We start from the raw sequence: 24086 nt of genomic DNA, 5'->3' as shown, positions 1-24086 counted from the left end.
ATCCAGGGTCGAATCGCGCAGACGGAACAATGCATCGCGCACGGTGTAGGGCTGACCAGCAGATTCTCTTCCAGGCGGTCATGGAAAGGCGTAACAGCACATGGCGTTGGGTCAGGTTCTCTGCAAACGTTCCAGGGCATAACTGGCGGCGCTTTCCGCCCGCTGGAGGCGCACCCGCCACAGGTCAGCGAATTCACCGCAGACCAGGCTGAGAATAAACCCACCCAGCATGGTGCCTTCGGGGAAATCCCAGTCCGCATAAAAGTCCATATTGCGAAGCACAAACCAGCTGGCCAGCAGGCACAACATGCCAAATACACCGGCAAGACTACCGTAACGCAGGGACACCAGAATAGGCACGAACAGGCCCCAGCGGAAGTTGGCACCCAACGCCAGGGGGTCCTCGGAACGTAACCACAGCCCCATTGCAACTGCCGCCACAGTCAGCAGTACCGCCTCCAGCACCACCCACAAGGGTCTTGCCGGCGGTGCCACCAGGGCGGGGATGACGGTGTTAGCCAGCCACTTTCGCATCAGCGAATGACCGGAGCCAGCAGCTTGTCGATGACTTTCTGCCCGGTCTGGCTGAGCGACGTTCTTGCCCACCCGGCACGAGCACCGGTGCCGCTGTAGACGATGTTACCGGAAGGCAGTTCGCGGATTTCCAGCATCACGCCCACCGCCGGCTCGCCATCCACGCCGGTCTTGTAACGCCATTCATGCACTACGCCGCTGACCACATACCGGGCCGATTGCGACTGCACCCAACGATCCATCTTTTCCCGGTTGGCGGAGGAAGACGCTTCGAACAACAGGCCGTCATTGCCGGTTTCCGGATAACTTTCCACCGCGGTCACTCCCTGCCGGTAAAGCACGGATTCCACGATGGCCGCTGCCCGCAATCCGGCTTGGGGGGTGCCGGTACGGTTGACCAGCGGCAACACCAGCCAGGTACCTTCCGCATCCAGTGACACTCCTGACTACTGCGTACATGGGTTGCAACTGGCCAGCATCAGCGCCAGCAACAAAGCAACAACCTGTTTCATCTCTGCTGCTCCTATTGGTAAATCCATAATGTGTACGGTTCGGCCCGGTGGCTGTCTTCATCGTTACCACTGTATTCAGTTGCCCGCGCCCAAACAGGGACGTTCGGATTCGCTGTACTTCGGCAGCGTGTAGTGGTTCAGCCGCTTTGGCAGCGGCGCGCACTTCAGCCATGCTGTCCCCGGCATTTCTTCGCAAAATCGGCGCGTGGTATGACGCAGCCAGGTCTGGTGAAAACGGGACAACCAGGGACGCCAGTGGCTGCAGATTGATAATGCTGCCTTCCCAGATTTTGACTATTCAGATCACGATACTGGTAATCCGCCCAACTTTGACACCTGTTCGCCAGGTAGATTGGGCGACCAATTGAGCCGAACTGGCTGCCGGTACGCGAACCGTTCTGAACAGTGCAGCAAAGGAGGTTTCATCCGCCGGCATGCGCCACTGGTAACGCCAGCTGCGACCGGCTTATGCGCCAGCGCCCCCACTTCCCAGATCCGCGGTGTTTCGCTGTTATCCAACAGTTGGCGCTGGCCTTTAGCGAAAAACGCAGACGATAGTACGCTGGCATTGCCACTCCAGGCCGGCCATTGTTCGGCCATCCACATCAAGCTGGCACGATCATTGCCAAACTGCCGCTGCCGGTAGCGCGCGACATGGCACAGTCGCACGAATGGATGGCGACCCGGTAAATGCCCAGTCGAAGTCATTTGCAAGGCACCCAGACGGCGCCATGCGCCCGCATCACGCTGGAGCGGGCGCTGGCAACAGGATCTTTCGCTGCGATTGCTGGCGCCATTCAGTCTTGAGAGCCGACTGGCATGGCTGGCCATGTCGCGGTGGGCGCGCCGTTCCTGCCCAGTTCCACCTGGCTTCCCAGGTTGCTCGGACAACGTCACTGACCGGCATAACGCTCACGAATCTGCGCCACGGCATCCCGGTCGGCTGAGCATGGCACATAGCTGGTGCCGACCCGGCATGCAGGGCGCCGCGCAGCCTGCTGCTTGCGCAGGCACGCAGCATCGGGCCAGCGCCCCGCTCGCTGCGCTTCCAGCGCCCGGTCGGCCAGCCGATTTGCACGGGCTTCGTCGTCACCCTGTTGCCGACGAACTAAGCGGGAGCCAGCTGGGTAGCGAACTACTTCCCACCTCAAAATCAAGGCTGAGCGCCAGACGCATATCAGCAGGATACTGGTCAGCTTGTCGTCGCGACCGCGGAACGGCAATCGTTGATGCAACCGCAGCAGCAATGGCTAAAGCCCACCACGCCCGGCCGCAATCAGCGCCTGGGCAGCGCTACTGCCATTGCTCGCCCAGCCCCGAGCCGTTTGCAGCAGACGGCCTCGTAGCGAACCGCCTGCTCGGCAGCTGACCCAGCGCCATGGCGGGCGGCGGCCAGCACTTCCCAGTAGCCGTCCAGGCGGATATCGGCTCCTTGCGCGCAAGGCCCGGCCAGCTGGAGCATCATCACCACTGGCGCATCAGCAGCCATAACCAGGCGATGCGTGTTTCCTGATCGCCGGGGGCCAGTTCCAGCGCCCGCCGTACCACTGCGCGGTGATTTTCCATCTCGCCTGGTGTAACAGCAGATTACAAAACGCAAAAGTTAATCCTGTTGCGTTGCTGGCGCTGGGCGTCACTAAGCTGCGCAGTAAAATCAACATAGATGGCCTGCCAGCGACCGGCATCCTGCATCTGATGAGGGCACCCATGGCAAAAGCTCAGATCCCCATTGCGCTGCCAGCCCACCCATCAGCGCCAACACGACTCTGTCGCGATCGTATCCTTGTCCGCAGAGAGGGACAAACGGGTGGCCGCATCCTGACTGCCACTGGCCTGGTCGCTGCTCCAGCCCAGATACACGGTCTGTGAGGTGCAGTGATCACTTTGTCGATCGCAGACGCGAATCAGGTGGCGACCCCAGTCATAGTTGTTGCCATCCAGCGCCCATTGGCCCCGGCCTTGTGCATCCGTGGTCAGCTGTACCTGGGTAACCACCTTGGTATTGGGGTCGCTGATGAAATTGCTCAGGTCGTCGCCGGAGTGGTCCCACCACCAGCGCCAGTCAATTTGGTAGATAGTGATATCCAGCGGCCGGCCGTTCACCGGCTTGCCCTGGCTGTTCACGCTGATCAGGTCGATCGGGTGCTTGCCATCACGGGACAACGCACCGCCCCAACCATTGCCCTGCGGCACCTGCATGCCGACCCAGTGTTTGAAAGGATAGACCGGCACACTGCGAACCTGGGTGCTGTAATCACCGCTGTTTTCGAACACCCGGGTGGTCAGGGTAGCGCGCAGCATACCCGGGGTCTGTTCCACCGGGATGGTGAGCGGGAAGCGGGCCTTGCCCTGCCCGTCTACATTGGCTTCGAAGGCGGTAAAGGGCTCGCTACTGAGGGCGCGGGTGCTGTCATCGAAATGATAGGCATTGAGGCCATCAAAGCGGGTCGTGGTCGCCGCCACCCGCACTTTCACATCCGCTTTCAGGTTGGCGGCGGTGGCGCCATTGAGCCACTGGGCAAACAGGCCCACCTGCGCCGCTTCATTGGCAGGAAGCTGCTCGGGTAGTTCCAGCTCAATCTTCAGCCGGTTGGGCTTGATCGCTTCTGTCACCGGCCACCACCATGGCCCTGACTCGTGCCCCATATAGGGCGGCAGGTTGATCTCGTGAGTGCCGCTATCACCCGCATCCAGGGTAGCGGCCAAGAATTTCGTTCTTCTCCACCGGCGGGGAAACGCCGCCGCTGTTTTTCGCGGCCATCATCGGCGCCATCGGAGCCGCCCAGGGCCAACAGCCGACGTCCAGCTCGGCGCCGTAGGCACCGACCAACATGTCGAACAGATCCCAGGTGAGCACAGCCCCAGAGCTTCGCGACGATAGAAGGCGCCGTGGGGTCCGGGGTGCGGTAGTTGGTGAGGCCAAGCAGGCCCTCGTCCACCAGCGCCAGGGTAGGTAGGTCATGGCTTGCCCTGCTTTTCGCTGACCTCCACGGTGAAGCTTTCTTCCGGTTTCACTTTTTGCGGCGCGCTTATCTGCGGCTGCAATCGGGTGGCCGGGTCTTCCACCAGTAACGGCACGATACCGTACAGACGGATGGGCCGGTCGTTGTCGCGCTGGTGCGGTTGCAGCAAAGCCACATGCACATACACGTTGGGCGCCATCTCGGCAGTCACCGGAATCTCCAAAGTCTGAGCCTGGCCACTGGCCGGCAGCCAGTAGTGATCCAGCACCAGTCCGTTTTCCAGGCTCACCAACAGGTGGCCTTCGCTGACCGCAGGCAGTTCTACTCCTGGCTGTGTCGCCTAAATTCGGTAACCTCCGGGCCAGTAGCCAAAGCCGCCGTTGGCCAGCTGGAAGCGCTTGAGCCGTTCAATGCCGGCGGTAATGTTCGTTTGGATCTCCTGTTGCTGCTGCGCATCCAGTTGCACCAGCTGTTTCAAGTACAACTGCGGCAGCACCGACGACGTGGTTTGCTCAACACAGCCGTGGGGATAGCGCAGCAGATAATTCAACCGTCGCTCCAGCCCCATGGCCGGCAAGGCACTCACTGCCAATGTCGCGCTGTTGGTACCGGTCATGCCATGGGGCTGATAATCCAGCGCCCAGGTTTCCCCTTTCTCCAGCACCTTGAAGGTATCGCGGGTGGTGGGCGGATTGGCTGCCCGTACCGGCAGGTGCACGGTTTCGCTGGCGCGATGCTTGCCCCCTGTGGCCGTCACCGTGACCGAGCCGGTGCCTACCCGGTCGTTGGCGCGCAGGCGCAGCATGGCGATCTGGTCCGACGGTCCGGTAAAGGTCATCGCCGCCTCACCGGTTTCCACGCTGAACAGGTCATCATCTGCCTGCACGGACAGCGTGACCTGCTTCACCGCGTCGTCAGTGACGAACACCGTTACCGGCAAATCCACGGTTTCTCCCGGGCCCATGACCCTCGGCAAGGTACTGAGCACTGCCAGTGGCTGGGTCACGGTGATGTCCTGATCCGCCTTGCCGTAGGCGCCATTGTCACCGGCCACCACCATGGCCCTGACCTGCCCCATATAGGGCGGCAGGCTGATCTCGTGAGTGCCGCTATCACCTGCATCCAGGGTGAAGGGGCCGAGGAATTTCACCACCGGCGGGAAACGCCGCCGCTGTTTTTCGCGGCCATCATCGGCGCCATCGGAGCCGCCCAGGGCCAACAGCCGGTCCAGCTCGGCGCCGTAGGCACCGACCACCATGTCGAACAGATCCCAGGTGAGCACACCCAGAGCTTCGCGACGATAGAAGGCGCCGTGGGGGTCCGGGGTGCGGTAGTTGGTGAGGCCAAGCAGGCCCTCGTCCACCAGCGCCAGGGTATAGGTCATGGGCTTGCCCTGCTTTTCGCTGACCTCCACGGTGAAGCTTTCTTCCGGTTTCACTTTTTGCGGCGCGCTTATCTGCGGCTGCAATCGGGTGGCCGGGTCTTCCACCAGTAACGGCACGATACCGTACAGACGGATGGGCCGGTCGTTGTCGCGCTGGTGCGGTTGCAGCAAAGCCACATGCACATACACGTTGGGCGCCATCTCGGCAGTCACCGGAATCTCCAAAGTCTGAGCCTGGCCACTGGCCGGCAGCCAGTAGTGATCCAGCACCCGGGAACCATTTTCCAGGCTCACCAGCAGGCGGCCTTCGCTGACCGCAGGCAGTTCTACCCGGGCGGTCTCTCCCACCTGGTAACCTTCCTTGTCCGCGGAGAGGGACAAACGGGTAGCCGCATCCTGACTGCCACTGGCCTGGTCGCTGCTCCAGCCCAGGTACACGGTCTGGGAGGTGCAGTGATCACTCTTGCCGGTCGCAGACGCGAATCAGGTGACGACCCCAGCCATAGTTGTTGCCATCCAGCGTCCATTGCCCCCGGCCTTGTGCATCCGTGGTCAGTTGCGCCTGGGTAACCACCTTGGTATTGGGGTCGCTGATGAAATTGCTCAGGTCGTCGCCGGAGCGGTCCCACCACCAGCGCCAGTCAATTTCGTAGACGGTGATATCCAGCGGCCGGCCGTCCACCGGTTTGCCCTTGCTGTTCACGCTGATCAGGTCGATGGGGTGCTTGCCATCACGGGACAAGGCACCGCCCCAACCACTGCCTTGCGGCACCTGCATGCCGGCCCAGTGTTTGAAGGGGTAGACCGGCACACTGCGGATCTGGGTGCTGTAATCAGCGCTGTTCTCGAACACCCGGGTGGTGAGGGTGGCGCGCAGCATGCCCGGAGTCTGCTCCACCGGAATGGTAAGCGGGAAGCTGGCCTTGCCCTGCCCGTCCACATGGGCCTCGAAGGCAGTGAACGGCTCGCTGCTGAGAGCGCGGCTGCTGTCGTCAAAATGGTAGGCATTGAGGCCGTCAAAGCGGGTGGTGGTGGCTGCCACCCGCACTTTCACATCCGCTTTCAGGTTCGCGGCGGTGGCACCGTTGAGCCATTGGGTAAACAGGCCCACCTGCATCGCTTCGTTAGCGGGAAGCTGCTCAGGCAGTTCCAGGTCGATCTTCAGCCGGTTGGGTTTGATGGCTTCCACCCGCACTGGGGTATCGAAATAGCGCTGCCCCAGTCGGGCCACGGCTCGCCAGTTGCCGGTGTGGGCGTCTTCAGCGGTGCTCAGGGTAAAGGCATAGAAGTCCCCCACTGGCTGATCCAGAGTGTAGCTTTTCACCTTGTTACCACGGGGGTCGAACCAGTCCAGGGTAAGCGGGTGATCATCGGGCAGCACCTCGTTCTTGTCTTCGAGAATAAAGGTCAGATGGATGTCGTCACCGGGACGCCACACATCCCGCTCCCCGTAGAAGAAACCTTTCAGGCCGTCGCGCACGGTCTGCCCGCCGGTGTTGAACTGGTTGGTGGGCAGGGCCCGGTTACGGGCCACTTTGAGGAAACCGGTGTCGCGGTCTTTCACTGCCTGCAGATAGAAAGGCGTGCCATCCAGCTTAAGGCTGGCCATGCCCTCTTCATCGGTGAGCCCCATACCCACCTGTTGCTGCTGGTAGTTGTAGGCCTTCACCACCACCTCGGCGGCGGGCTGATTGTTGTCCAGGGTGGTGGCCACCACGTGCAGGGTATCGTCCTGGCCGCGTTTGGCGATCAAACCCAGGTTGGACGCCAGAAAGGCGCGGGTGCTGCTGGCCAGGTCGTTATAGCGGTAGTAGCTGTCGGAGCAGGGGTTGTCCTGCTCGTACCAGCTCAGATAGCCGGCATCGCGATAGTAATCTGCCAGCCGGTCCGGTTGTTCCTGTTCCTGCCCCGGGCCTTCGTAGTTGTCCGGCAGGGTTGTCTCACGGGTCAGGGCATTGTCCGGACAGGTATAGGTGATGTCGTCGCCATCAATGGTCAGGGTGAGATGCACCAGGCCATTGGGATGTTTGGCCATCAGCTCGGTCAGGTCCAGATGGTAGCGCTGCCAGCCGTCGCCGTTGGCGGGAAGCTGCAGGGTTTTCTGCCAAAGGTAGCGACCGGTGCGGGTGTCCATGTCCCCTTCGTCCAGCTCACTGCCCTGCAGATAACGGCCGATATTGTCGTCAAACACCCGGAAGGCCTGCACCTTCACTGAGCGAATACCGACAGCCTCAAAGGGCACGCTGAGCTGCTTGCCATCCGGCAGGATGGTGCCCTTGCCGGCAAAGCGCACGCCGGGCTTGGTCATCATCAGGGTGATGGTTTTTTCCAGTGTCTCCGACAGCCGGCCATGGCTGGCGGAGCGCAGGCCGGCGTCAATCACCAGCGCCACATTCTCTTCCTTGTCATCCTGGGGGTAGACCCGCAGGCGACTGCCGTCCACTTCCAGACGCGGCGCCTTGCCGTTCAGGGTGACCAGGCCGTTGAGGTTCTGGGAGCCCTGCAGGGCCTCGGAAAAATTCACCTCAACATGGGGCTTGGGGTAGTTCACTGCCCGCACATTGGTGACTTCAAAAGCGGCCACGGCCGGGACGTTGTAATGGCGTTCGCCCTGGTTTTCCACGCCCAGGGGGCTGCCATCCCAGCCCAGGGTCACCTGGCTGGCCCGGTCACCCCGACGGATACCGGATACGGTGAAACCATGGCGCAGGCCGGCCTTGTCGTGCTCCCAACTTACCGGCAGGGTCTGATTGTCCTGGCTGGCGCGCAGGCTTTTCTCCACCGCCTTGGCCTCAGCCAGATCCCGGGTTTCCAGGCTGCCGGTGAGCACCATTTCTTCCCCATCATCGGCCGGCAGCAGCGACTGCACCGTCAGGCTCAGTTGCTGGCGCATAACCTGCAACGGGAATTCCGCGGTGGGGAGTTTTTCATCCACGCCATTCAGGCCCTGGGCATGGAGCATCAGAGTCAAATTTTCACCGGCGGGCAGCGGTTCCGAGGGGCGAATTTCCAGGCGGTCTTCGGCGGTAAAGCGAATCTCCGCCGGCACGTCCGGCACCAGCTGGGCGACACCGGAAACCGGCTGATCCAGTTTGTCTGCGGCAACCACCGGATGGTTGAAGCGCACCACCAACGGCGCCCGGGCACTGATCACCCCGGAGGGGAAAGACGCCAGGTGAGCCTGCCAGCGGTCATCCAGCTGCGCCTGCGCGGGCTGCGTGGTTTGCGTGTCGGCTTTATCCTGTTTGGGTGGTGAGTCACTGTCCCCCTTCTCTCCGGTATCACAGGCGCCCAGTGACAATGCCAGGCACAGCATCAATAACCGAAAAGACGGCAATCCCCTCGTTGACATAATACGCTTCCAATGCAAATTGATGATCAAGCCAAACATAGCACAACCGTCCTGCAATGCATGGGCAGATCCACCGCAATGTCAACGGTTTGGCAAAAGCGAAACATCGGATTGAGCGGAGTCCTGTCGTGATGCAGAAAAAAACCGGCTGGGGGCTGGCAGCCCTGGCCATCGCTTCACTGCTTGCCGTCTGGTGGCTGGTCCCGCAGGACCCGGATGAGGCGCTTTGGGAGGACTACCTGAGCCGGATTGCCCGGCTGACCCGGCAGGATCTTCCAGCCCGCGCCCCGCTTCCCCTGCTGGTCTACCCCGGCGCACGGGAATTACGGTTGCCGCTACCGGAACACCGGGTGGATCTGCTCGATTATCTGGAATTGCGCCACTGCGGCCTGATGGAACTGATTAGCCAGCGCAACAGCGCCCTGGGCAAGCTGCAAGCGGATTCCTTACGGCTCAGTCATGAGCTGGCGTTTATTCAACAGGCGCGCACCTGCCTGGAGGAAAACACCCTGGACGATCCGGAGCTGGTAAAAGTGATGTCGCAAGTAGTAGCTGAAAAGGAAGCGGCGCTGCCGGCTCTGTACTGGAATGTGCTCACCGCCAGCGAGGAAGTACGGCGCTTTTTCAGCCAGTCACCTTCCGCCAGTGTTGGCGACACCAGCACTGCCTTGCAGAGTCTGCAGCGACTGAGTCACACCCTGGTCGAGCACAAGCAAAGCGGCGCGGTGACGCCGCTGAATCTGGAACCGCTGCTGGAAACCCTGGCCCGCAATCAGGCCGGCGGGTACCTGCTGCGGCGCATGGCACTTTCATTGCGGGAACTGGAACGGGGCAACCGGCTGCTGGAAGGCATTGATGCACAGCGCCTGTGCCCCCGCAACCAGGCCAGCACCCGGGCCAAGCGCCTGCGCAATGTGCTGGACAAGGTATGGGGGCCCAAGGTGCAAAAAGCGCTGGCAGAAGGCCGTCGCCAGCGCCAGTCACTGGCTGACAGCCTCGAACAGATGAACGGTCTGCTGGATTCGGCCCCCGCCCCCTTTACCCGCTGGGAGCAGCATTACTTCGGCCCGGACGGTGTGCAAAGCCGCATGAACCGGGCACTGGAGCGCCATGTAACCCTGTGGCAGGAACACTTGGGAGCCTGCGGACTGATGCCCGGGAAGCCCTGACTCGAGAGCTTATATGCACTTTCGTGCAAAAATTGACCTGGCGGGCTAAACAGAAAGTCTACAAAGCGAATGTTTCGGCGAACAACTGTCCACATAATGCCAGGCGTCGATGAGGTCCCATCCATCGACTCCGGAGTTTCTACTCCGTGATAGCTCTCCCGAGCCAAACTATTCACGGCGCCTTATGGCGCCGTTTTTTTTAGCTTCTAGCTTCTAGCTTCTAGCTTCTAGCTTCTAGCTTCTAGCTTCTAGCTTCTAGCTTCTAGCTTCTAGCTTCTAGCTTCTAGCTTCTAGCTTCTAGCTTCTAGCTTCTAGCTTCTAGCTTCTAGCTTCTAGCTTCTAGCTTCTAGCTTTGATCGTCCTGCGGACGATGCCGTGCTTCGCACGGTTCGCCATGCAAGCATGGGCTCCTACAGCGGCTTCGTAGCAATGACGAAATCCCGGGAACTTTCCAGACCTTTCCTATCCAACGGGCGTAGCTCGTAGCTCGTAGCTCGTAGCTCGTAGCTCGTAGCTCGTAGCTCGTAGCTCGTAGCTCGTAGCTCGTAGCTCGTAGCTCGTAGCTCGTAGCTCGTAGCTCGTAGCTCGTAGCTCGTAGCTCGTAGCTCGTAGCTCGTAGCTCGTAGCTCGTAGCTCAATGCAGCATAAATGTGCTGTACTCCAACTCGCCCATCTTCCGGTTCACCAGCCACAACCCCAGCATCGCACACACCGCCAGCGACAGCAGAAAACCGAAGCCGAAGAACTGCGGGCCCAGGTACAGGCTGATGCCGGTAAAGATCACGTTGAGCACGAAAAACAAACCAGTGAGCAACACCAGCATGCGCCGTTGGTCCAGATAGCAGAATACGTTGATGATGGCCAGAAACACCACCTGCAGGGCGGTGGCCACCAGTTGCACCTTGAGCAGTGGCAGGTAGAGGTCGGTGATGCCCAGGGCCGCGAAGATCTTGGCACCGAGCACCATGATCACCAGGGCCGAGATGGCCTGGATCTTGAGGATCTGGAAAATCCCCTGGCGGATCACGAACACCATCTGGTTGCGCATGTCCTCAATATAGGACAGCGAGCCCCCTTCACGCACCGCATCATAGAAATTGCTGTAGTACTCCACGAAGTCGGTTTCCATGCGCACCAGAAACACCGCCATACCGGGAATCAGTGACAGATAGGACAGGAACACCGGGATGTCATAGATCAGCGAGGCGCGCAGCGGGCCGATCACATCGCTGCCGGTGCCGCTGTAAAACCAGAACATGGCCTTGTCCGCCCACACCCCGGCGTTATAGAACAGCCCCACCAGCATCAGGCTGGGGTACAGATAGCGAGGACCGAACATCTCGAAGGACACCATACTGCGCGCCGGATAACCGCGCACGATCAATACCAGCATGCCCGCCAGCAAAGTCACCTGCCCCAGAAGAAAGCCGAGTAACAGCCCTTCCAGATCGAGAAAACGCAGCAGCAAGGCCCCCACCACGGTTATCCCGTAACCCAGGGCATACAGCACCAGTATCGCCTTGTACTGTTTCATGCCGGACAGGAAAACGGTAGCGATCCAGATATTGCACAGCACCACAAAGCTGGCCGCCATCAGCACCCGGAACAGAATGCTCTGTTCCGGGAACAAGAACAGAGCCACCAACAACGACAGCACGCCGGAAATCACCGTGACCAACAGAGTGACACCACCATAGTTGGGCAGGATCAGATCCTCGCGCTGCTCGAAGGCACGGTCTGCACAGAAGCGGGTGAACGCCAGTTGCACGGTGCCGGTGAGCACCAGACTGATGGCGATCAGGTAAGTCACCGTGACCTGGAACTGGGACACGGCAATATCCGGCACCACCGCCCCCAGGCTGAAAATACCGATGATCAGAATGCCGATAATCGACAGCACCCAGGGCCCGGAGCTGATCACACCGGCATAGGCATAGGCGCGGATCAGGCCCAGCAGGGTATCCTTGCGCAGCAGTTTTCGCAGTTCGAACCCGATACCCGCCATCAGCTGTCCCCTTCCAGCAGGCCCTGATAAAGCTCACGGTAAGAGCCGAACATTTGCTGCTGGGTGTACAGGGTTTCCACCCGGCGAATGCCAGCCTGCTGGGCCTCGTGCCAGGCCTGCGTGTCACTGAGCAGATGCGCCACCGCCTTGCCTAACGCTTCCGGGTCAGCAATACCTACCACGGAACCAGCCTTGCCAAACGCCCGGTCCTCTTCATCCAGTCCTTCGATCAACTGCCGACAGGAACCCACATCCGTGGATACCGCCGGCACGCCAGCGGCGAAGCCTTCCAGCAACACCAGCGGCAGGGCTTCACTGATGGAGCTGAGCACGATCACGCCCACTTTTGGCAGCAGCTCATCGATCTTCTGAAAACCGAGAAACTCCACATTTTTTTCCAGGCCCAGGCTGGCCACCAACGAGCGACACTCCGCCGCATATTCCTTGTCTTCATCTTCGGGGCCGGCAATCCAGCCTTTCGCGTCCGGAATCTCGTTGACCAGAGTACGCATGGCGCGCAGGAAGGTTTTCACGTCCTTGATAGGCACTACGCGGCCGATCAGGCAGGCGGTCTGTGGGATCTCGGCACCCCGGGCGGCGCGGACCTTCTCCATGCGTGGCAAGTCGATACCATTGGGAATATTGAGGGTACGCTCAGCGGGAGCACCATCTTCCACCTGCCTTTGCCGGTTGCGTTCATACAGGGCCACTATGCGGTTCGATGACTGGTAACACTCGCGACCCAGCTCGGTAAAAAAGTTCACCCACTTTTCGCGAAAGTAGGCCATTTCTGCATTGTTCTTTTCCACCAGCCCGCGGTTATCGCTGATCCATTCGCTCTGGAACAGATCGATCTTGCGCTCCTTGGTGTAGATGCCGTGCTCGGAAAGCAGCAATGGCTTGCCAGTGCGCCGTTTCAGCATGGACCCCAGAAAACCGGCATAACCGGTGGAGATGGTGTGATACATGCGCGCCGGAATGAGATTCGAGGCAATATCATTGAGCACCCATAACGGCGCATGCATGATACGAACGGTCCAGAAATAATCCACAAAGGACGGATCCCGGCTGTACTGCCGGTAGGCATCGGAGATGAAATCCCAGCTCGCGCGGCTGTGCAGGAAGGAGTCCTCGGAATAACAGCAGCCATCCCCCAAGCCATCAAGGGTCTCGCCAAGCAGTTCCTGTCTCTCCCGGGAATGCTGCCCGGAGCGCATCAGCTCGTGGAAACGGCGCAGCTTGTGGTAAGCCTCGCGGTCTCCTTTTTTCGGCTTTTTCTGCGCACCGCGCTGGAAATCATGCAAATAATGCACTTCCAGATGCACCACATTGTCCGGCAGGGTGTACTTCATCTCGCCATAGTCTTCCGGCCGACTGCCAATGAAACAACAGGCAAAGGTGTATTCAGGAAAACCGCGAATGATCTGGTTTACCCAGCTCGACACCCCACCACTGACATAGGGGAAGGTTCCCTCCAGCAGCAGACAGATGTCCGCTTTATCCGCTCTGGGCAGCGCCATAGCCCCTCCAGTACTCCACGGATTTATTCAGGGCCGTAAACTGATTGCCCTCCGGAATCTGTTCCATCAGCAAACGCACCATGGGCAATTGTCGACGTTGCAAAGCGATTTCTGCCAGCCAGGGATTCACCTGGCCCGGCGATAACCCTAGCCTACGGGCAAATACCAGGGACTCCTGAGCCTCGCCCAGATTGCCCTGACTCATCTTGATACGCCCACGTAACAACCATAGCCCGGCATCTTCAGGGGATTCCATCAGCCCCATATCGGCATAGAAGCTCGCCCGTTCCAGGGTCAGGGTCATGATGTCGCCGCGAACCAGATCCTGATAACTCAGCTCCCAATACAGCTCCGCCAGACGCCGGGCAAGCCGGTAACGACGGGATTCCCTGGCCCGCTCCAGCAACTGCAGGACACGGTCAATATCGCGGGTGATTTCTTTTTCCTTCTGATCGAGAATGCCGTAGGCAAGCAGTCGTAAATCCTCATAGGAATCCCCCAGCGAATCGCGCAACAGTCGGCCGGTAATGCGCCCGGGCATATCCTTGAGTACCAGCATCCCCTGAATCCGCAACGCGTTGGGCGCCGTCTCACTGGTGAGCAGCGTTTTCAGGTCAATCTGCCGAAAACCGGCGCTTTGCTGATTGTTCACCGGCGTAAAATAGGGCTTGGCCACCTGCGAAAACGGCAGCGGCATGAACAACGCGGGCAGCATTACCCCGAGGGCAATCCCTCCGACGATGGTCAGCAGACCGATCGCCGGAATAAAAAAAGCAAAGGAAAAAATCAACGCCAACGAGAACACTTTAGGTTCCCGGAAACGGGCGGGAAGGAAGGTCCACGCCACAGCGGATAACAAGGCCGACGCCAAGCCGTGAGAAACCAGATAAAGCAAAAAATAGGATAACGAGCTGTTCTGGCTGAGCAGCAGCAGCAAGGAGCCCAGTTCGGCACTGATGGCATAGATAAGTAGCTTCCAGCTAGACACCCGCCACCCCCAGCAGTTCGTGAATCTGATCGCCAGGATCGCGCTCATCCAGTAACCGATGGTAGTACTTCACCCCGGCCTGGCGGAGGCTGAAGAAGGCATAATCCTCCTGCAGCCATTTCTCCGTGCGCAGTACAAAACCTTCCAGACTGGACTCACCCGTCATCGGCATCATGATCATCAGCACGTTATCATGAACCCACCAGGCCAGATCCAGACTGCGCAGGCCCCGCGCCAGCGCTTCCAGAATCTGCGCAGCCTGTTCGCTGTCGTCGGCAACAAACAGGGTCAGGGCGGTATCCACCCGCGCTTCACCACGCAATCGGGAAAGCGCCGTCAATTCACTGGCAAAACGGGTGGGCAGGTTAGGCCAGGTATCCAGCAGGCTGTCCACCTCTTCCCCGTAGTGCGCCACGTCCGCATAGAAATTCAACAGCACGGACAACAACTGCAGGTTTTCGTAATTCATGGACAGGAACGGCAACCGCTCCACCACCAGCACTCCGATCATTTCCCCGGCACTGTTGGTCACCGGTGCGGCCACCAGATAGCGGCCCACATAGGCATCATCCTGGGTATTCTGCTGCACGTGGGCGAGCATGCCGATGTCCAGAGCATGGCCAAGCAGTGCATCGTGCTGATCCAGTGGTTTGTTCTCCCCCAGCTGGGCGGCTGCCTGGTCGCTGACCTTGCCGTCCAATACCGGGTACAGGGCGGCGCGCTGTAATTGACAGTACTCAGCCAGCAAATTGATCAGATCATCCGCCGCCGGCAGGATTTTGCTGTCGCTTTCATCCAGAGTCAGATCGCGCAGACGGAACAGGGCATCGCGCACGGTGTAGGGCCTGACTAGCAAATTTTCTTCCAGGCGATCATGGGAAAGGCGTAACAGCACATGGCGCTGGGTCAGGTTTTGCAGACGTTCCAGAGCATAACTGGCGGCGCTTTCCGCCCGCTGCAGGCGCACCCGCCACAGGTCAGCGAATTCACCGCAGACCAGGCTAAGAATAAATCCGCCCAGCATGGTGCCTTCAGGGAAATCCCAGTCCGCATAAAAGTCCATATTGCGGAGCACAAGCCAGCTGGCCAGCAGACACAGCATGCCAAACACACCGGCAAGGCTACCGTAACGCAGCGACACCAGAATGGGGACGAACAGGCCCCAACGGAAGTTGGCATCCAGCGCCAGGGGATCCTCGGAACGCAACCACAGCCCCATGGCCACAGCCACCAGGGTCAACAGCACCGCCTCAAACACCACCCAAAAGGGTCTTGCCGGCGGTGCCACCAGGGCGGGGATGACGGTGTTAGCCAGCCACTTTCGCATCAGCGAATGACCGGAGCCAGCAGCTTGTCGATGACTTTCTGCCCGGTCTGGCTGAGCGACGATCTTGCCCAGCCAGCACGGGCTCCTGTCCCGCTGTAAACGATATTACCGGAGGGAAGTTCACGGATTTCCAGCATCACACCTACTGCCGGCTCACCGTCCACACCGGTCTTGTAGCGCCACTCATGCACCACACCACTGACCACATATTGCGCCGATTGGGACTGCACCCAGCGATCCATTTTTTCCCGGTTAGCGGAGGAGGATGCCTCGAACAACAAGCCGTCATTACCGGTTTCCGGATAACTTTCCACCGCGGTAACACCTTGTCGGTAAAGCACGGATTCCACGATGGCCGCTGCCCGCAGCCCGGCCTGGGGAGTGGCGGTACGATTTACCAGCGGTAACACCAGCCAGGTACCTTCCGCGTCCAGGGACACTCCCTGGCTACTGCGTACATGGGTGCAACTGGCCAGCATCAGGGCCAGCAACAAAGCAACAACCTGTCTCATCTCATGCTCCTAATAGTAAATCCTGTATTGCAGTTCGGCCCGGTAGCTATCTTCATCGTTACCCCCGGTATTCAGTTGCCGCTCCAGTGACAGCTGCCAGGCATCCCGACCGATCAGCGGCCCGGCCAGCCCCAACCGGCCGACGAAACCGTCACCGGACAGGCTGTTATTCACGTAACCCACTTCTCCCCAGCCCTGCAGGCGATGCGGGCGGATATGCACGTCCGGCATACCCAGCAGCAGGGACGCCCCGGATTCACTGTAATCCTCGGGCAAGGGCGCCGTGTCCGCGCCCACTGGCAGCAAGGCGCGAACCTCAGCCATGCTGTCCCCGGCTTCGGCAAAATCGGCGCGGGTATGGCGCAGGTGCAGGCCGGGCGAAAAACGGGACAACCAGGGACGCCAGGTGGTTTGCAGATTGATGATACTGCCATCTCCCAGGGTCTGGTCGTTAAGATCCCGGTACTGATAATTCGCCCAGTCCACACTGCTCTGCCAGGTGGACTGGGGCGACCAGTTGAGCTGAAACTGGCTACCGGTCCGCGAGCCACCCAACAATAACAGGGAGGTCTCATCCGCCGGCATCCGCCACTGGTAACGCCAGCTGGCAGACCAGTCAGAGTGCCAGTTGCCCGCCACTTCCAAATCCGCGGTGGTTTCGCTGTTATCCAACAATTGGCGCTGGCCCAGTGAAAAACGGTGACGATAGCGTTCACGCTGATATTGCCACTCCAGGGTCAGCCACTGTTCCGCTTCATCCACATCAAGCTGGGCGCGATCGTTACTGCCGAATTGCCGTTGCCGGTAGCGCGCAGACAAGGTGCTGTAGTCACTGAATGGTTGGGTCTGGGTGAAAGCCCAGTCGGTCATCTGCAGGGCACCCAGGCGACGTTGCCCCACCGCCATCGCACTGGAGCGGGCGCTGGGTAACAGCAACGATTCCTGCTGATTGTTGGCGCCGGCCAGTTCCGGGGAGCCGGCCTGCATGGCCATTAGCGTCGCGGTGGCGCGCCGTTCCTCACCCAGTTCCACCTGGCTCCCCAGTTGCTCGGACAACGTCAATTGGCCGGCATAACGCTCACGAATCTGCGCCACGGCATCACGGTCGTTATTGAGCATGGCATAGGCCAGCGCCGACCCGGCATGCAGGGCACCGGCAGCCTGCTGCTTGCGCAGGTACCAGGCCCGGGCCAGTTCCGGCTCGCTGTGTCCCAGCGCCCACTGGGCCAGCCATTCCGCGCGGGCTTCGTCGCCACCCTGCTGCTGGCGAATCTGTTGCGCCAGTTGCAGGGAACTATCGCCGCCGTCAAAGCGCTGGCTGAGCGCCAGGCGCATATCGCGATACAGGTTCTGCTTGTCGTCACTGACCGAAAACGGCAAGCGCTGGTACAGATGACGCAGCACTGGCCAGGCCTGGCCATCACGGCCTGCGGCAATCAATGCCTGGGCATACTGCCATTGACGCTCCCAGTCGTCGGGGGCGGTTTGCAGCAGACGGCTCTCGTAACGGACCGCCTGCTCGGCATGACCCAGCGCCATATGGGCGGCGGCCAGCACTTCCCAGTAGCGCCGGTCCAGGCGGGTATCGGCCTCCCAGGCGGCAAGGGTCTGTGCCAGCTGAGTATCATCACCACTGGCGACCTGCAGCCATAACCAGGCGATGCGGGTTTCCCGATCCCCGGGAGCCAGTTCCAGCGCCCGCTGCAACCATTGCGCGGCACTTTCCATCTCGCCCTTGCGTAACAGCAGATTGGCGTAAAAACGCAGAAAACCCGGGTCCTGCTGTAGTTGCTGGCGCTGGGCGTCACTAAGCTGGTGCAGAAAATCATCGATGGCCTGCCAGCGACCGGCATCCTGCATCTGATAGAGGGCACCCATGGCAAAAGCCTGATCCCCATTGCGCTGCCAGGCCCGCTCCATCAGCGCCACGACTCTGTCGCGATCGTAATAACGGGCCAGGGTAATGTACTGATACAGATCCGGCAGGGTCTCGTCACCCTGCTCCAGCAATGTCTGGTAATGACTCATGGCCGGCTGCCACTGTCCCAGCTCAGTGGCCATAATCGCCAAACGGCGTGTCAGGTCAGGATCATAGGGGAGGCTTTCGGCATCACTGCGCAAATCGGCATAAGCCGTCTCACGCTGCCCCTCAAGCCAATGGTAGCGGGAGACTTGCAGTGCCATATCCCGCTCGGGGCCATAGCGATTCATGTACTGCCGTGAATAGCGAGCGGCTTGCTTTCTATCGCTTTGATTCCAGGCCAGACGCTGCATTTCCCACAGCACAGCCTGACCCGGATAGCGCCGATGCCAGTCAGCCAGGAACACCAGGCCTTCATCCGGTGTGCCGAGCAACTCATATTGCCTGGCGATGGTAGCCAGCAAATCACGGTCACGGGGAGACACTTCCAGCAATTCCTTGTAAACCCGCAACGTCAGTTGGTGATCGTAGGCCAGCGGCGCCCGCTGCCGAACCTGCTGCCAGGCCTGCGGATCGTCAGTGTTTTCCGCTACTTTCCACCAGGCTTTCAGGGCAGTACTGCTATCCCCCTGCCAGTCGGCGATCTGCGCCAGCCTCAGCAACCAGCGAATATCTTCGGGGCGCCAGTAGAGAGCATTGTCCACCACTTGACGAGCCCGTCCCAGATTACCCGCCGCCACAAAAACCTCATAGCTATGGTCGTAGTAGCTCTCCACATAGGGCTCCGGCGCCTGGGCCAGAACAACGCCAGACAGGAACGGCAAGGGCAATACCAGAGTCAGCAGCAGCCGCTTCATCGCTGCTCCCCACGGCCATTGAGACGCAACAACCGCACTGCATAGCGCTGGGCCTGAGCCAGGTTGCCGCCGGCCTGGGCCAGGCGCATAAGGCGGTACAACACAGCCTTGTCCTGGTAATAAAGGTGTTCGTAGCGGGACGCAAAGCGCAAGGCCACGTCATGCAGACTACCGGCTTCCAGGGCCGCCAGCGCCTCAAGGAAATACTGTTTGCGAACGGTAGCGTCAGCAGACGCCTCCATGGCTTCCCCATAAGCAAGCCCCGACGACAGGTAGTTACCCTGCCCTAACAGAACCCGTCCGGCTTTTTCATACCAATCGCTGGGCCGCTCGGCCTCAGTGGCAAGCAGCCGGTAATAGCGCACGGTTTGTTGCACCTCACCCAGCACCAGCGCCATTTCCGCCAGTTCCCGGCGCTGGTCAGCGGTCAACGTCGACCAGTCCTGGCTGCGCACACTTGCCAGGGTCTCGGCCTGCAATCGGGAGGCTCCCCGCAGCTCCGGCTCCATGGCCATCAGCCGCTTGAAATCCCACTGCAATCTGAGCCAGCGAACCTGCGACTGGTAACCCGCATCTGCGGCTTCTACCCGGTCCAGTTGCACATCAGCTTCGTCAAATCGCCCCAGAACAATCAGTTCCCGGGCCATCAACAAACGCAGGTCATGGTCATCCGGCTTGGCTTTCAGCCAGGCCTGCATATAACTCAAGGTCACCGCATCCAAGCGTGCATTGCGCAACGTGACGGCCAGATCCCGCGGAAATGCCAGCCAACAGACCACCAGGATCAGCAACAGACAAGCGAACAACTCTGTGGGGCCGAGAACCCGTAATCGCTCAGTGCGAACAGTGTAGCCGTAGCTCTTCGAGCTCATGCTTCGCACTCCTGTAGTGATAGAGGGTTCCGTCCCGACGCACTGGTTTCAGTGGTTCATCGTTATGGTTGAGCGAGCAACCATCGGCATTGCCGATGGCAAATTCCAGTGTGCTGTGCCCGATCAGAGAAAATTGCATGCCGTCTTCATTGCGAGCAAATGTGGTCAGGCGGCCATTGGCCTGTTGCAGGTAAGGCAACGAGTCCGAACCGGGCTGCCAGTGAGCGGCAGCGCCGGACAAATGCAGGTAGCGGCCGGGACCGTCTTCCCGGTAGCCGGCGACCCCATGAGTATTATTGGTCAGGGCCGGTAGCGGCAGCGCCTCAGGTAATCGCAGGGTGCGCAGTTCGCCATTGCCTTTTACCCACCAACCATCATTATCCCGGGCGATCACCATGGTGTTGAAGTCCAGCACCTTGCGGGCATAGTCAGACGCAAACACCGGATGAAGCGGTTGCGACTGCGCCCACCGATAGACCCTTAGCAAGGATTCCAGAGCTGCCGTCTTGCTGGCGATGTAGGTGTGGTAATAGATGTTCACCGGCTTGAAGCGATGGGGGCTTTCTGTCAGTTCGAAAGTCTCGAGCACACGCTCAAAACCGTAGAAAGGGCCACTCCACTCATTGGTATAAATGCTTTCGTTCTGGTTGGGCGCATAAACCTGATATTCGTCCCCCTTGGGCAAACCGATTCCCTTGATCAGGGTCCAGGTGGGCGCACTGTGGGTGATGATGGTATCGCTACCGTTCATGTTCAGCAGGTTGCCCCGCCGTGCCGCAGCAAGGGCTTCAGGAGTGGGAAGGGTATCGCCACTCCACAGCACCATTTTGGTACGCTTGCCGTCGGCCAGCAGGTTGTTGTTGATGTACTGTGCCGAACCGACCACTTCACGCATCGGGTCCATCTGGTAATCGGGGATAGGCAGGCGCAATTGCCCTTCGGGGCCATACAGCTCCCCTGGCATTTGCTGGGCGTCGTACCAGAAAAAAGGATGCGAATAGGTGTGGGTAGCCGCTTCCACGTGGGGCAAGGCGAACATTTCCCGAGCGATCTGCTCCAGCTCGGCGGACATCTTCGGGTAGAGGCCGTGGGGTGCCACTTCACCCTCGATCACCGAGATGGTGGTGGGCACCTCAAAACGTTTGAGCACTTCCTCCAGCAATACCCGGGCATCGGTTTGCCCCTGATAACCCTTCACCTCGGCCAGGCTGGGAAAACCATCTCCATCCATGTGCGCGAAGAGCAAGCGCCGACCATTTTCCGTCGTCACATCCGGAATCGGCATGGCAGGCAACTGCAGTGCCTCACGAATAAAGGTGAGCGGATTGACCACCCAGCGATCCAGCCCTTCACCTTTCTCTCCGGGTAATATCGAACGGATCATGAAGGGCTGGAAGGCATAGCCGCCCCAGGACGAGGTCGCCACCGGCGTATAAGTGTGCTCCCCGGCACGAAGCTCCAGCCAGGGCTGCGCAGAAGGGTTATGCAATGGTGACGACAACTCAATCAGTTTGGGCAGTGCCAGCTCAAACCCCATGGCCTCATGCTGAAGGGTAACCGTCGGCGGTGACAAGGGTGTAGGCCGCCCCTCAAACCCGAAAGCCTGCGCGTTGGGACCCACGGGGTCCACCGCCGGGTAACCCAGCATGGCAATGGGAACGCCCGCATTTTTTTGCTCCACCAGCCAGGCCTCAAAATCGGCATCGGCCAGCTCTTCCTCTTCCAGCCACACGACAATACCGGCGTATCGTCCCTGCAGGGTGCCAGCGGGCATGCTGGAATTGATGGCACGGATATCAGGAACCAGCCCCTGAAACTGCAGGGGCATCAGCCCATAACGCACCGCATCGGAAAGCTCCCAGAATCGCTCATTGCTGCCACCATGAACCAACAACACTTGCCGGGGCAGCACCTCGCGCACGCCCAGCCCGAGCATATCCAGCTCCGGGTTGGTGACCCAGGGAATCACACCGTGACCCGCAATTTTCCCGGCAATTTCCCGGGCCTGCTGGCGCTGGTTGGGCGGCGCATAATCGATCGCAATGGTCTCTACCTGGTACTGGTCACGCATAGTGGCAAACTGACCCAGCAACCACTGACGGTCTTCCTCGGGAACCGGTGCGTAACGCTGCTTGCCCGCCTCCCAGCGCTGGTAAAGTGACTCCGCCGCGATGGCATCCACCGGCGCCTCTACCAGCGGCATCAGTTCAAAGCCACGATTGAAAATAAAGCGTGCCTGGGGATAACGCTGGGAGATCTGGTTGATCAAGGCCGCCAAGCCTTGCCGCTGCTGCTCCCGCTGCTCAGGCGTCTTTGCGACTAGCTGGTAGCTATCCAGGGTATCGAAGAAAAAGCCACGGTAGCCCTGCTGCCACACCGGCTCAATGACCTGCTTGAGGAGAAAATCTCGCAACCCCGGCGAAGACAGATCGAATATCTGGGAGCCCCAATCCGGGTTTTCCCCCAGCAGCCACTCTGGTTTCAGGTCTTTGAAATACGGGCGTGATGCCAGAACTTCACCCAGGCTGACATAGGCATAGAAGCGCTGCGCGCGAAACGCATCGGGCACGCCACTGGCTTGATCCGGCTCAACAACAGGAAAATCATAGATAGAGAGGGTGTGCCAGGGGATGAGGGGACCGTAATAAAACGACGCGGCCAGCCCGGACGGTGCCTGAGCCGATGCAGAAAACCCCAAAAAAACCAGCAGAATTGCCAAATAACAGCGGATCAATGAATTCCCCAATTCACATAAAACCTAATCTTCTTATATACCCTTTCAATGCGGCGTGAATAATGAGGGATACATGAATTAACCCAAATACGACAAAAAGGGTATTTATGTAAAATGCACAGCTCACAAAAGCCGACTATTCTTGCCAAACTGGCTCCGCAAAAATGCCATCTGATCCCCGCGGATACGATGGCTGTTTATCAAGGCCAGGTATTCAGCCATGTTCGGCACATAGGGCAGAGCCAATAAATCCATGTCGATTTCCTCCAGGCAGCGGCTGCCCTTGCGCTGGTTACAACGCCGGCAGGCAGATACCACATTGGACCAGCGATCCCGGCCCCCTTTCGAGGTGGGGACAATATGGTCACGGGTCAGGACGTGTTCCGGGAAAGGTTTGCCACAGTAGAGACAAAGATGTTGGTCTCGCCGGAACAGGGCCCGGTTAGTCAACGGCGGTGCCGGGCGTTTGTGGGGGTAGGCCACGCCATCGCAGGCGATGATGGAGTGCAAAGACAGAGCTGAGCGCTCCCCAGACAGGCGACAGGTCCCCCCGCGCAAGCGATAGATTACATCCCCCAGCGTCCAGGTCACCAGCCCTCGGGCATAGAGGGTGGCTGCCATCTGCCAGTCCAGCCATTCGACAGGAGTACCAGTCTTGTCCAGACGCAGGATGCGTTCACTCATGGGCTACCTCGCGGTCATTGCAGCGCCCTTATGGCGCCCCCCCAGATCCGGCTCGACATTGCCATATCGAAGCCCGGAACAGGATCTCGTAAACCAGTGACGATTCTGCGACAGCGGGAAAAGAAGACAGAGAGGCCAACAGACTGAGTCTGGAAGGAAAACCTTTATTGCCTCTTGGATAGGGTCCACACATCGTGGTGCCTTTGCCCGGTTATCTCTGATCAAACGACCACGATCGCCTGATCACAGACACCGATCGGCCGGGCTGGAAAAACCATCTCCATCCATGTGCTGAAGAGCAAGCGACCATTTTCCGTCGTCACATCCGGAATCGGCATGGCAGGCAACTGCAGTGCCTCACGAATAAAGGTGAAGGCGGATTGACCACCCAGCAGTCAGCCTTCACCTTTCTCTCAGGGTAATATCGAACGGATCATGAAGGAAGCTGGAAGGCATAGCCGCCCCAGGACAGTCGCCCACCGGCGTATAAGTGTGCTCCCGGCGCACGAAGCTCAGCCAGGGCTGCGCAGAAGGGTTATGCAATGGTGACGACAACTCCGTCAGGATTTAGGGCGAAGTTGCCAAAACAAACCCGCTGGCGCACTCATGCTGAAGTTGTATCGGCGGTGAGCAAAGGTGTAGGCCGCCATAAACCCGAAAGCCACCGCGTTGGGACCCACAGGGTCCTGCCGGAAGTAACAGCATACAGCAATGGGAACGCCCGCATTTTTTTTGCTCCACCTGGCTGGCCT

Annotated in this window: 18 protein-coding genes; 1 reads left to right on the top strand and 17 read right to left on the bottom strand. The window is 59.7% G+C overall.

Features of this window, described 5'->3' with window-relative positions:
- Positions 1-111 precede the first annotated feature (111 nt).
- From KZ772_RS00180 to KZ772_RS00145, 8 genes are all read right to left on the bottom strand, one after another.
- Positions 112-534 carry a hypothetical protein gene (locus KZ772_RS00180; RefSeq protein WP_290537912.1) on the bottom strand — a complete coding sequence of 141 codons (423 nt, stop codon included), beginning with the start codon at positions 532-534 and terminating at the stop codon, positions 112-114.
- A complete protein-coding gene (locus KZ772_RS00175) occupies positions 534-974 on the bottom strand; it encodes a hypothetical protein (protein ID WP_290537911.1) in 441 nt (146 codons plus the stop codon). The genes KZ772_RS00180 and KZ772_RS00175 overlap by 1 nt, the downstream gene beginning before the upstream one ends.
- Positions 975-1939: 965 nt before the next feature.
- Positions 1940-2203 carry a hypothetical protein gene (locus tag KZ772_RS00170; RefSeq protein WP_290537910.1) on the bottom strand — a complete coding sequence of 88 codons (264 nt, stop codon included), beginning with the start codon at positions 2201-2203 and terminating at the stop codon, positions 1940-1942.
- A gap of 592 nt (positions 2204-2795) precedes the next feature.
- Entirely contained in the window at positions 2796-3752 is a 957-nt protein-coding gene (locus tag KZ772_RS00165; protein WP_290537909.1) for a hypothetical protein, read from the bottom strand.
- Entirely contained in the window at positions 3727-3903 is a 177-nt protein-coding gene (locus tag KZ772_RS00160; RefSeq protein ID WP_290537908.1) for a hypothetical protein, read from the bottom strand. The genes KZ772_RS00165 and KZ772_RS00160 overlap by 26 nt, the downstream gene beginning before the upstream one ends.
- Positions 3904-4004: 101 nt before the next feature.
- A complete protein-coding gene (locus tag KZ772_RS00155) occupies positions 4005-4298 on the bottom strand; it encodes a hypothetical protein (RefSeq protein WP_290537907.1) in 294 nt (97 codons plus the stop codon).
- Between the two features lie 51 nt (positions 4299-4349).
- The gene (locus KZ772_RS00150) at positions 4350-5831 is read right to left on the bottom strand and encodes an alpha-2-macroglobulin family protein (protein ID WP_290537906.1); all 1482 of its coding nucleotides are present in this window, start codon (positions 5829-5831) and stop codon (positions 4350-4352) included.
- 19 nt (positions 5832-5850) lie between these two features.
- Positions 5851-8745, bottom strand: a complete 2895-nt coding sequence (locus KZ772_RS00145; protein WP_290537905.1) for an MG2 domain-containing protein — start codon at positions 8743-8745, stop codon at positions 5851-5853.
- Between the two features lie 131 nt (positions 8746-8876).
- Here KZ772_RS00145 and KZ772_RS00140 point away from each other — a divergent pair, with 131 nt between their 5' ends.
- Positions 8877-9914 carry a DUF3080 family protein gene (locus KZ772_RS00140; protein ID WP_290539501.1) on the top strand — a complete coding sequence of 346 codons (1038 nt, stop codon included), beginning with the start codon at positions 8877-8879 and terminating at the stop codon, positions 9912-9914.
- A gap of 634 nt (positions 9915-10548) precedes the next feature.
- On the opposite strand, the gene pelG is transcribed toward KZ772_RS00140, so the two are convergent.
- The 9 genes from pelG to KZ772_RS00095 all read right to left on the bottom strand — a co-directional run bounded on the left by pelG (position 10549) and on the right by KZ772_RS00095 (position 23334).
- Entirely contained in the window at positions 10549-11919 is a 1371-nt protein-coding gene (pelG, locus tag KZ772_RS00135; protein ID WP_290537904.1) for an exopolysaccharide Pel transporter PelG, read from the bottom strand.
- Positions 11919-13439, bottom strand: coding sequence for a GT4 family glycosyltransferase PelF (gene pelF / locus KZ772_RS00130; RefSeq protein ID WP_290537903.1), 1521 nt, complete (start codon positions 13437-13439; stop codon positions 11919-11921). The genes pelG and pelF overlap by 1 nt, the downstream gene beginning before the upstream one ends.
- The gene (locus KZ772_RS00125; protein WP_290537902.1) at positions 13417-14427 is read right to left on the bottom strand and encodes a hypothetical protein; all 1011 of its coding nucleotides are present in this window, start codon (positions 14425-14427) and stop codon (positions 13417-13419) included. The genes pelF and KZ772_RS00125 overlap by 23 nt, the downstream gene beginning before the upstream one ends.
- Positions 14420-15754 carry a PelD GGDEF domain-containing protein gene (locus tag KZ772_RS00120; protein ID WP_290537901.1) on the bottom strand — a complete coding sequence of 445 codons (1335 nt, stop codon included), beginning with the start codon at positions 15752-15754 and terminating at the stop codon, positions 14420-14422. Before KZ772_RS00120 ends, KZ772_RS00125 begins: the two co-directional genes overlap by 8 nt.
- Positions 15754-16266, bottom strand: a complete 513-nt coding sequence (locus KZ772_RS00115) for a hypothetical protein (protein WP_290537900.1) — start codon at positions 16264-16266, stop codon at positions 15754-15756. The genes KZ772_RS00120 and KZ772_RS00115 overlap by 1 nt, the downstream gene beginning before the upstream one ends.
- 9 nt (positions 16267-16275) lie before the next feature.
- A complete protein-coding gene (locus tag KZ772_RS00110; RefSeq protein ID WP_290537899.1) occupies positions 16276-19044 on the bottom strand; it encodes a tetratricopeptide repeat protein in 2769 nt (922 codons plus the stop codon).
- The gene (locus KZ772_RS00105) at positions 19041-19916 is read right to left on the bottom strand and encodes a hypothetical protein (RefSeq protein ID WP_290509383.1); all 876 of its coding nucleotides are present in this window, start codon (positions 19914-19916) and stop codon (positions 19041-19043) included. The genes KZ772_RS00110 and KZ772_RS00105 overlap by 4 nt, the downstream gene beginning before the upstream one ends.
- Positions 19879-22614, bottom strand: coding sequence for an endo alpha-1,4 polygalactosaminidase (locus tag KZ772_RS00100; protein WP_290537897.1), 2736 nt, complete (start codon positions 22612-22614; stop codon positions 19879-19881). The genes KZ772_RS00105 and KZ772_RS00100 overlap by 38 nt, the downstream gene beginning before the upstream one ends.
- 159 nt (positions 22615-22773) lie before the next feature.
- Positions 22774-23334 (bottom strand): HNH endonuclease, encoded by a 561-nt coding sequence (locus KZ772_RS00095; RefSeq protein ID WP_290537896.1) that lies wholly within the window; start codon positions 23332-23334, stop codon positions 22774-22776.
- Positions 23335-24086: the final 752 nt, after the last annotated feature.

This window comes from Alcanivorax sp. (assembly GCF_019431375.1).
GTDB classification, from domain to species: domain Bacteria; phylum Pseudomonadota; class Gammaproteobacteria; order Pseudomonadales; family Alcanivoracaceae; genus Alcanivorax; species Alcanivorax jadensis_A.
The sequence above is the reverse complement of the archived record's forward strand: the minus strand, read 5'-3'. Positions and strand labels throughout refer to the sequence as shown.

Bases quoted from the DNA above. Each gene is read 5' to 3' on its own strand.
- KZ772_RS00180 (WP_290537912.1), bottom strand. From the start codon at position 534: ATGCGAAAGTGGCTGGCTAACACCGTCATCCCCGCCCTGGTGGCACCG.
- KZ772_RS00145 (WP_290537905.1), bottom strand. From the start codon at position 8,745: ATGTCAACGAGGGGATTGCCGTCTTTTCGGTTATTGATGCTGTGCCTG.
- KZ772_RS00140 (WP_290539501.1), top strand. From the start codon at position 8,877: ATGCAGAAAAAAACCGGCTGGGGGCTGGCAGCCCTGGCCATCGCTTCA.
- pelG (WP_290537904.1), bottom strand. From the start codon at position 11,919: ATGGCGGGTATCGGGTTCGAACTGCGAAAACTGCTGCGCAAGGATACC.
- pelF (WP_290537903.1), bottom strand. From the start codon at position 13,439: ATGGCGCTGCCCAGAGCGGATAAAGCGGACATCTGTCTGCTGCTGGAG.
- KZ772_RS00120 (WP_290537901.1), bottom strand. From the start codon at position 15,754: ATGCGAAAGTGGCTGGCTAACACCGTCATCCCCGCCCTGGTGGCACCG.
- KZ772_RS00115 (WP_290537900.1), bottom strand. From the start codon at position 16,266: ATGAGACAGGTTGTTGCTTTGTTGCTGGCCCTGATGCTGGCCAGTTGC.
- KZ772_RS00110 (WP_290537899.1), bottom strand. From the start codon at position 19,044: ATGAAGCGGCTGCTGCTGACTCTGGTATTGCCCTTGCCGTTCCTGTCT.
- KZ772_RS00105 (WP_290509383.1), bottom strand. From the start codon at position 19,916: ATGAGCTCGAAGAGCTACGGCTACACTGTTCGCACTGAGCGATTACGG.
- KZ772_RS00095 (WP_290537896.1), bottom strand. From the start codon at position 23,334: ATGAGTGAACGCATCCTGCGTCTGGACAAGACTGGTACTCCTGTCGAA.